This is a genomic window from Rubritalea profundi (assembly GCF_002954445.1).
Classification (GTDB): Bacteria; Verrucomicrobiota; Verrucomicrobiia; order Verrucomicrobiales; family Akkermansiaceae; genus Rubritalea; species Rubritalea profundi.
Genome location: NZ_MQWA01000001.1, coordinates 3,071,155 through 3,073,587, shown reverse-complemented (window position 1 = coordinate 3,073,587; position 2,433 = coordinate 3,071,155). Strand labels below are relative to the sequence as shown.

At 45.9% G+C, this 2,433-nt stretch carries 2 protein-coding genes; both read left to right on the top strand.

From position 1 onward, the window contains the following. The coding region (locus BSZ32_RS18950; RefSeq protein ID WP_165788851.1) for a hypothetical protein at positions 1-183 on the top strand (183 nt) is incomplete at its 5' end. A gap of 687 nt (positions 184-870) precedes the next feature. Continuing rightward, the gene (locus BSZ32_RS13545) at positions 871-2,187 is read left to right on the top strand and encodes an RICIN domain-containing protein (RefSeq protein WP_105043907.1); all 1,317 of its coding nucleotides are present in this window, start codon (positions 871-873) and stop codon (positions 2,185-2,187) included. The last annotated feature ends 246 nt before the right edge of the window (positions 2,188-2,433 follow it).

The window sequence follows — 2,433 nt, the reverse complement described above, 5'->3', positions numbered from 1 at the left end:
AGCTGCAAGTCGCGTTACTTTGTGGAAGGAGCCGTGTTAGGCAGCAAGGAATGGGTGAATGAGGTGATCGAAGGGCTCAAAGGTGACTACCTCAAGCCCGACCGTAAAACCGCCAGCTGCAAACCGAGAGGCAAGCTCAAGAAGAGTGGCCTCTGGTCGCTCCGCTGCCTGAATGAAGGCTGATAGCCCAAACTTAAATCCTAAGGCCAACAAAAACTCGATGCTTCCAAGCGAAGCAGGAAGAGCTGTGTCTAGAAATCGGTATTTCTGATGATTTCAGATCAGAGAGCACGAAAACTTCCAGCAATTCAGCAGGATAGAGGTAATTGTTAGGATACTTAGACCCAACTCTCTAAAAATGACTGAGCAGTTGTGTTAATAAGTAAGTATTGTGTGTCTATTAAATCATGTCTTGTGTCTATTAAATCATGTCTATTAAATCATTATTAAAACGGCAAGAGAACGGGCTCTTGAATTCGTAGAATGGTACAATTATCAACACCTGCACTCATCCCTCAACTTCGTCACACCTGAGCTAAAGCACACAGGAGAAGACGCCAAGACACTACATCTGCGCAGCAAACTCTACGAGGAAGCCAAACGTAAAAACCCGAAAAGATGGATCAAGGGTAAAACCCGAGACTGGACCCCAATAAGCCAGACCTCACTCAACCCAACTGATGAGAGGGAAATCGAGAGATCACACAAAAAAGTAGCCTAAATTTTCGGACAATTACCTTGACGGTTACCGATAAGTAAATATTGTGTGTCTATTAAGCCCACAATTCCTCCTTCATCTGGCCAGTCATTCACTATTCACCACTCTGAATTCAACGCCCCTCTTTTCCCCCGCAACCCCTTTATCACCCCATGAAAGCCTATCCGAACACCTCACCCAAAAAGCAAATTTCTAGCAGTAGTCAAAATTCTTTACGCTTGCTGCTGATCGGCGCCACACTTTCCTTACTGCTGTCCAGCTTTGCCCATGCACAGAAATTTACGCCAAGAACTATACTAAGGGCGGAATTCAAGTCCTCCCCACCTCCGAACGAAAACGTCGATGTTGGCGCGGTGTACCTCATTAAGGTCAAGGCCAGTGAGGCGGATAATGCAACAGTCCATGGCGGCGGAATGTTTGCAACCGTTCACAGAGACGGAAAGGGAAACAGTGCGAGAATCTACCAATTGCAAGGACAGGATGAAATTGTTTCCGGGGGCAGACACCAACAGTGGATTTTCTTCAGGACTCCTGATCTCCCGAAATCAATCAACGGTAAGCCACATTATTCTTACTACATCATTGGGCGAAGTTCGGGCCTCTTTGCAACCGTCGAAAGCGCGAGCACGGACGATGCTGAAATCTATCTTTGGCAAAAAGACGATAACGTAAATTCCGATCATCAAAAATTCTACTTCGTCGAAGACAAGGATGCTCCTGGTAGCTACACGATCCGGAACAAGAATTCGGATGCCTTTTGGACACGGGACGGTGACCGATTTGAGAATACCGGAAACATTGTTCAAGGATCCGCAACCGGCAATCGGTGGGAGTTTTTGAAAGCAAAGGAATCCGAATTTCCAGCCGCTCCTGAACCAGAACTTGAACAGAAGTTACTCGCGAGTTGGGATCCCCTTAAGATTGAATGGAAACAAGGGAAACCGATCTTTGACTCACCTACCGAGGCTTTTCATGCGGAATTTCGATATATCAACGCGGTATTAGTTGATGATCCAACCATGTCGCTGTCGGAGAAAATTGATTCCTCTCCCTACTACCGCATCGTCAAAGAGTCTTATGCCGTAATGCTTGGATCAAACGATAATTCAGATTCAGATGGAGAGTCTCCGGCGAAATTCTCTGTCAGTTTTACGGAGGGACTCTCAAAGACTGATATGAAGTCGTTTACCGAATCCTTCAGTTTCACGTTCGGCACGGGAGAAAAGTCCCCAGTCAACTTTCAGGCTACCTATGGTTTTGCCTTTACTCAGGAAGAGTCGAAAACACTTTCAACCGGAAAGCAGATCACACAGGAAATTGACTTAGCACCGTTTAGTGCGGGCGCCGTCTATGGTGTCGAATACCGTTATAAGCTTGAGCGTTTAGATGGAACATTGATTAGAGAATGGACGGCGGGAGCAAAGCCTAAATTTAAAACTGTTACAAGCAAGAAGCGAGGAACAAATTGATTGCAACCTGAAATGCGTGCCTCAGACTTTCGGTTTCATAAAACGATCGTTATAAGTAAGTATTGTGTGTCTATTAAATCACGTGCCATGACATGGTAGATGGCTCCGGGGTATTGGATACGGGGAGTTCTAGGCGTGAGGGGATGCTGGATGAAGAAGATTAAATTACAAGATTTATCACCTGACCCCTTTTTTTGCGCATTGCGCCAAATAGAATGACACCGGAGGAATAGCCCAAACGAGGCT

Coding starts and splice junctions, on each gene's coding strand:
- BSZ32_RS13545 (WP_105043907.1), top strand. CDS start 871: ATGAAAGCCTATCCGAACACCTCACCCAAAAAGCAAATTTCTAGCAGT.